Source organism: Clostridium sp. DSM 8431, assembly GCF_900116755.1.
GTDB lineage: Bacteria > Bacillota > Clostridia > Clostridiales > Clostridiaceae > Clostridium.
In genome coordinates, this window is sequence record NZ_FPBY01000166.1 from 1 (window position 1) to 7118 (window position 7118).

At 27.6% G+C, this 7118-nt stretch carries 7 protein-coding genes and 1 pseudogene; all 8 read left to right on the forward strand.

Annotation, left to right across the window (positions count from 1 at the left end; translation table 11 throughout):
- Positions 1 to 367: 367 nt before the first annotated feature.
- Positions 368 to 1432 carry a [FeFe] hydrogenase H-cluster radical SAM maturase HydE gene (gene hydE / locus BM384_RS13910; RefSeq protein WP_090014477.1) on the forward strand — a complete coding sequence of 355 codons (1065 nt, stop codon included), beginning with the start codon at positions 368 to 370 and terminating at the stop codon, positions 1430 to 1432.
- The gene (gene hydF / locus BM384_RS13915) at positions 1432 to 2643 is read left to right on the forward strand and encodes a [FeFe] hydrogenase H-cluster maturation GTPase HydF (RefSeq protein WP_090014470.1); all 1212 of its coding nucleotides are present in this window, start codon (positions 1432 to 1434) and stop codon (positions 2641 to 2643) included. The genes hydE and hydF overlap by 1 nt, the downstream gene beginning before the upstream one ends.
- Before the next feature lie 305 nt (positions 2644 to 2948).
- A pseudogene (locus BM384_RS18320) lies at positions 2949 to 3057 on the forward strand (hypothetical protein); the annotation flags it as partial.
- A gap of 309 nt (positions 3058 to 3366) precedes the next feature.
- Positions 3367 to 4902 (forward strand): cardiolipin synthase, encoded by a 1536-nt coding sequence (gene cls / locus BM384_RS13920; RefSeq protein WP_090014472.1) that lies wholly within the window; start codon positions 3367 to 3369, stop codon positions 4900 to 4902.
- Positions 4903 to 4918: 16 nt separating this feature from the next.
- Positions 4919 to 5059 carry a hypothetical protein gene (locus BM384_RS17765; protein ID WP_175537395.1) on the forward strand — a complete coding sequence of 47 codons (141 nt, stop codon included), beginning with the start codon at positions 4919 to 4921 and terminating at the stop codon, positions 5057 to 5059.
- An 11-nt stretch (positions 5060 to 5070) separates the two neighbouring features.
- Positions 5071 to 5742 (forward strand): response regulator transcription factor, encoded by a 672-nt coding sequence (locus tag BM384_RS13925; protein WP_090014474.1) that lies wholly within the window; start codon positions 5071 to 5073, stop codon positions 5740 to 5742.
- Between the two features lie 54 nt (positions 5743 to 5796).
- Positions 5797 to 6810 carry a sensor histidine kinase gene (locus BM384_RS13930; RefSeq protein WP_090014475.1) on the forward strand — a complete coding sequence of 338 codons (1014 nt, stop codon included), beginning with the start codon at positions 5797 to 5799 and terminating at the stop codon, positions 6808 to 6810.
- 165 nt (positions 6811 to 6975) lie between these two features.
- A partial coding sequence (locus tag BM384_RS13935; protein ID WP_139232127.1) for a MerR family transcriptional regulator occupies positions 6976 to 7118 on the forward strand: 143 nt, incomplete at its 3' end.

Sequence of the window (7118 nt, forward strand, 5' to 3'; positions counted from 1 at the left end):
AGGTTTAGTAGAAAAATATATAAATATTCGTCTACACTATTTAGTATTTCAAATACGAGAAAAATATAAAATTTTTTTGATGTTAAACACTGATTTTGACTGGCTTTCTTATATGGAAGTTGTCAAATGCATTAAAAAATAATTGTAGTGCTTTAGAAAGAATCAAAAGAAAAATAAAGAATTGAATTTTAGTAATGAAATATTTTTAAATCTTTTATGTGGCAGACAAAGTGACTTCTTGCGCTAAAAAGGGTGGCGTTAGTCACTTTGTTTATGTAAAGCTTTAAGAATATTTATAGAAAGCTACTTTTTTTATTGGATTTTGGTTTTTGAAAGAAAATTATTTTAGGGGGGAAAAAATTTGGGGATAAGGTCTATTATAGAGAAGTTATATAATACCAATAATGCTGAAAGAGAGGAGTTATTGTATCTTTTAGACAACTTAGATGAAGAGAATAGAAAGCTTCTTTTAAAGAGAGCAGATGAAACTAGAAAAAAGTTTTATGGTGATTCTGTATATGTGAGAGGACTTATTGAATTTAGTAATATATGCAAAAGAAATTGTAAATACTGTGGCATTAGAGCTGACAATAAAAAGATTGATAGATATAGATTATCTAAAGAAAAAATTTTTGCTTGTGTAGATATAGGAGAAAAGCTTGGGTATAAGACTTTTGTTCTTCAAGGTGGAGAAGATCCTTTTTTTACAGATGAAGTAATGGTGGACATTATAAGTACAATTAAAAAGGAGCATCCATCATCAGCTATAACACTTTCAATAGGCGAAAGAAGTTATGAATCCTATGAAAAGATGTTTAAAGCTGGGGCTGACAGATATTTAATAAGACATGAAACAGCTGTTAGAAGTTTGTATGAAAAACTTCATGTAGGTGCATCCTTTGATAACAGGAGACAATGTTTAGCCAATTTAAAAAAGATAGGTTATCAGGTGGGCTCAGGCTTTATGGTTGGCCTTCCAGGTCAAACTAATAAAGATTTAGTAGAAGATTTGATATATTTAAAAGAGTTAAATCCAGAGATGTGTGGAATAGGACCATTTATACCTAAAAAGGATACCCCTTTAGGAAATGAAAAGGGAGGAACAGCTAAAGATACTATAACTCTTTTAGCGCTTTTAAGGCTTCTTCTTCCTGATTGTCTTATTCCTGCTACAACAGCTCTTGGTTCTATAGATCCCTTAGGAAGAGAAAAAGGACTTAAGGCAGGCGCTAATGTTGTTATGCCAAATCTTTCACCAGTAAATGTTAGAGAAAAATATGCCTTGTATGATGGAAAGTTATGTACAGGTGATGAAGCAGCAGAATGTAGGGTATGTATAAAGAAAAGAATAGAAAATGCAGGTTATAAGATAGAAATATCAAGGGGAGACAACATAACTTTTTTAAAGAATAAAAAGAAAAGAGAGATATAATGAGTAATTTAAATGAAACGCCTAAATCAAATAGAAAACATATTGTTATTTATGGAAAAACTAATTCAGGAAAATCTTCCTTAATAAATAGACTTATTGGGCAAGATATTGCAATAGTTTCAAAGGAAGAAGGTACAACAACAGATCCTGTATCTAAGGCCATGGAACTTCTTCCGGCAGGCCCTGTTTTATTTACTGATACTGCTGGTATAGGAGATAAATCATCTCTAGGTTCTCTCAGAGTTAAAAAGACTCTTCAGTGCATAAATTCAACAGATATTGCTATTTATTTAATGGATATTAATGATTTGGATTTTGAAAACTATAGAGAAATGAGAAAAGAGTTTAAGAAATTTAATATCAATTTTATCCTTGTAATAAATAAAATTGATGAAGTGGATAAAGAAAAGATAGATGAAGCTGAAAGAAAGATAGAAGAATTTTCAGATGATTATATTTTTGTTTCAACTAAAGAAGATTTAGGAATAATTGAATTAAAGGATAAACTTATTGATATACTTCTTAAAGAAGAAGAGGAGCTTCCCATTGTGGGAGATCTTCTTCCTTATAATTCAACTGTAGTTTTAGTTATTCCTGTAGATTCAGAAGCTCCAAAGGGAAGACTTATACTTCCACAAGTTCAGTGTATAAGAGACTGCTTAGACCATGGAATAAAGTCTTATGTTGTAAGAGATACTGAGCTTGAAGAGGCTTTAAAGAATATTAAGAATGTAGATCTTGTAATTACAGATTCTCAAGCTTTTAAAACAGTAAATAAAATAGTGCCTGAAAGTATACCTCTTACTAGTTTTTCTATGTTACTTGCAAGGCAAAAAGGTGATATTAAGGAATTTATAGAAGGGGTTAATGCCATAAGAAATTTAAAACCAGGAGATAAAATTCTTATTTCAGAGAGCTGTACCCATAATATATCCCATGAGGATATTGGAAGAGTAAAAATTCCAAAACTTCTTAATAAGTTTGTAGGAGGAGAGCTTGATATACAATTTAGGGCAGGACATAATTTCCCAGAGGATATTGAAGAATATAAGCTTGTAATTCACTGTGGTGCATGTATGATTACTAGAAAAACAGTATTAAATAGAATAGAGCTTTGCAGAGAAAAAAATGTTAATATAACTAATTATGGGGTTACTATTTCATTTTTAACTGATACTTTAGAAAGAAGTAAAATAATTTTCAATGGTTAATAATAGAGGTGCAGATGTATATTATATTGGCAATTTTGTTTTAAAAAAATTAGAGTTAGAAAAAACAATATTAATTTTTTAAAAATTAGTTAGGATTCATCCCCTATAGTCTTTAGCTTAGGGAATGAATCTTTAATAGAATATTAACTCTTTTGTTTTTTTGAGTAAATAAGATAAAGATTCATAAAGTAATTTAGATTGGTATTATATTTTTTCTTGTAATTTTTTTGATTTATTATATAATTTAGTATAAATAGTTCAAACTTAGAACCAAAAGAATATTTAGCAAAAGCTTTTTGATATACTAGATTTATCTATAATAAAATATTAGCTAATAAAATAGAGTATTATAAAGAAACTGATGAAATACTAAAAAACGTACCTGTTCAATATAAAAAAATTGAATTTCCATAGATTTATCTATTGCAAAAGCATGTGCATTGAAAAAGGAATGAAAAATAAGATTCTATAATTTTTATAAGTTTTAGTAACTGCTTAGAGGGGTACAAAATTTAAAGATTTTACTGTATTATTAGAAAGGGAAACTCTTTCATTAATTGTTCAAACTGGCTATATTAATAATCCACAGGCTTTTAATAAAATTATAGATGAAAATTGTCAATTTAAAATTTCTATATATAGTTAAGGGTATAAAGGAATCTTTAGGGTAATGAAATATGGGTTTTATGATGATTTTTTAATAATTAATCTATAGGAGGAATAATGAATAAATTTTTAAAACTTATATTTAATAGAGTTGCAATAACAGGTTTATTAATATTATTGCAGCTTGGTATAATATTATTTTGGGTTTTATCTCTAACTAATCAGTTTATATATTTTTACTTTTTCTCATTATTTTTAGGGTTAGCACTGGTAATATACATTATAGGAAGAACAGATAATCCTTCTTATAAGTTGGCGTGGGCAATACCTATTTTGCTTTTACCTATATTTGGAGGCTTTTTATATCTCATATTTGGTGGAAGCAAAGCAAGAAAAAGATTAAGAAAGAGAATAGAAAAGAGTTTAAAAAATGTAGATAAATACTATGATGATAATGAAGACATAATTAAAGAGATAGAAGGTATTGATAAGTCTGCTTCAAATATTATTAGATATACAAAGAATTCATCAGGTTATCCAATTTACAAAAACACATCATCTAAATATTTTTCTTCAGGAGAGGAATTCTTTCCAGTATTTCTAGAAGAACTTGAAAAAGCTAAACACTTTATATTTATGGAATACTTTATTATTGGTGAAGGATTAATGTGGGATTCAATTTTAGAAATACTAAAAAGAAAAGTTTCAGAAGGTGTTGATGTAAGACTGATTTATGATGATTTTGGATGTGCAAGAACCCTTCCAAACAATTATTCAAAAAAACTTGAAAGCTTTGGAATAAAGGTTCATGTATTTAATCAGGTTATGCCTGTTTTATCTTCTGTATTAAATAATAGAGATCATAGAAAAATAACGGTTATTGATGGAAAAACAGCCTTTACTGGAGGCTTAAATTTAGCAGATGAATATATTAATGAAATAGAGAGATTTGGATATTGGAAAGACTCTGCTGTTATCCTTAAGGGAGATGCAGTTTGGAGCTTTACAACTATGTTTTTAAAGATGTGGTCTGTAATTGACAATAGAACTATTGATTATGATAAGTATTTACCTTTTAAACCTGTAAATAATGTAGAGCTTAATGATGGATATGTTCAAGTATATGGAGATAGTCCTTATGATGGTGAGCTTATAGGTGAATCTATATATATGAGCATTTTAAATAGAGCTAAGGATTATGTGTATATATATACACCTTATTTAATAATTGATAACGAAGTATTGACATCTTTAACTATAGCAGCAAAAAGTGGTATTGACGTTAGACTAGTAACTCCTCATATTGAAGATAAATGGTATGTTCATATAATTACAAAGTCCTATTATGCACAGCTTATTGAAGCAGGAGTTAAGGTTTATGAATATACTCCAGGCTTTGTACATTCTAAAGTGTTTTTAAGTGATGATGAAATTGCTACAGTAGGAACTATCAATCTTGATTATCGTAGCCTTTATTTACATTTTGAATGTGGTACATATCTTTATAAAACAGAAAGTATTAAGGATATTAAAAAGGATTTTGAAGAAACTTTTAAAAGTTGTAGAAGAATTACTTTAGAAGATACTAAGAAAATAAAGTGGTCTAATAGATTTTTAAGAGCTATAATAAGACTTGTAGCACCACTATTATAGGTTTTGGAGAAGTAGAATGGATAATAAAAAGGTAAAGAAGATAAAAGAAAAAAAGTATAAATGCTGTAAAATAGGCCTAAGAGGTGAAAAGTGTGGATATGAGACTAATATCTATATTTTACACTTACTACATAAAAATACAATTCATGCTTGGTAGAAAGGAAAACTATGAATAATTTATTTGTCATTGAAGATGACTTTAAAATAAGAACTGAATTATGTGAATTTTTAAGTAGATATGGATATGAATGTTCTTATTCTGAAGATTTTAAAAATATAATAGGTTTAGCTTTAAATAGTAATGCAAATCTTATTCTTCTAGATATTAATCTACCTTTTTATGATGGTTTTTATATATTAAGTGAAATTAGAAAGAAATCAGAGGTTCCTGTTATTATAATTACAAGCCGTCAAAGTGAAATAGATGAGCTTAGGGGAATGAATCTTGGATGTGATGATTTTGTAACTAAACCTTTTAATACAGAAATATTACTAGCCAGGATAGGTGCTGTATTAAAGAGGAGTTATAAAAATTATTCTGAAAGCAACTTTGTATATAAAGATTTAATTTTTAGTTTAGATAAGGGTATGATTTCCTATAATAATAAATCTTGCGAACTTACAAAAAATGAAAGCAGGATTTTATTAACTCTTATGAATAAGAAGGAAAGTATAGTTCCAAGGAATGATCTTATGGATGCTTTGTGGCAGTGTGATGAGTTTATTGATGATAATACCTTGACGGTAAATGTTAATAGACTTAGAAAGAAACTAGAGGGAATTGGAGCTTGTGACATGCTTAAAACTAAAAGGGGTCAAGGATATATACTTATGAAATAATAGGCAGTGGTATTAATTTTACCACTGCTTTTTAAAGTAAAAGGAGGATATTTTATGGATTTAAAGGAATACTTATCTGAAAGACTATTAATTTTAATGGCAAATGCAGTAATAATGATGTTTATATCTATGATTCTTTATATCTGCAAAGTTAACTTAACAGCTATTATCATTATTGACATACTATATGTTTCTTCATTATTTTTAGTGTTTTTTTATGAATATAGAAAGAAAAATATATTTTTTAAAGAAGTAAATTCAGTTTTAGATAATTTAGATGAAAAGTTTCTTTTAAGTGAAATTATTAATGAACCAAATGATGCTGAATATAGAGAGTTTATTGATATCTTAAGAAAATGTAATAAATCTATGAATGATAAGATTAATAGCATAGATTTAAGGGAAAGGGAGTTTAGAGAATTTATAGAGCTTTGGGTTCATGAAGTTAAAACACCTATTGCTTCTTCAAAACTTACAATTGAAAATCACAAAAATAAGGTGACTGAAAGTATAGAAGAGGATTTAGTTAAAATTGAGTATTATATTGAACAGGCTTTATTTTATGCAAGAAGTGGTAGTGTAAATAAGGATTTCTTAATTAAAAAGAGCAACATTGAGAAAATAGTTAATAATTCTATTAGAAAGTACTCTAAGATTTTAATTAAGAAAAGAGTGAAAATTGTTAAAGAAAATTTAGATTTAGATGTGTATTCTGATAGGAAATGGATAGAATTTATTTTAGGTCAGATTATATCTAATTCATTAAAATATTTAGATAAAGATGAAAAAATATTAGAGTTTAAGTGCACTGAAAATGATAATTCCATTACCTTAATGATAAAGGATAATGGGATAGGAATAGAAGATAAATATTTAGATAAAGTATTTGATAAAGGCTTTACAGGTAATAATGGAAGACAGATTAAAAATGCTACAGGTATAGGACTTTATTTATGTAAAAAATTAAGTGATAAAATTCATTTAAATATTAAGATTTCATCAAAACAAAGAGAGTATACAGCAGTTTATATAACATTCCCTAAGTCTTCGCAGTTTTTTCTTAAGTGACAAAAATGTTAGATTAATGTTAGCTAATTAAATGGATTATGTATCTATATAAGGATAAAATTAAGCTGTAGAAAAGGAGGAAGTCTATAGTTAATAAAAAGGTGTACAAATGTGTTTGAAAATGTTGATATGTACCCGAGAGGTGAGATTAACATGAATAAACATATAACTAATTATAAACCTAAAGACTTTGCAGAATTACTAGGTGTAAGTGTGAAAACTTTACAACGTTGGGATAGAGAAGATATATTAAAAGCCAAAAGAACTCCAACAGATAGAAGGTACTATACTTATGACCAGTATTTAGA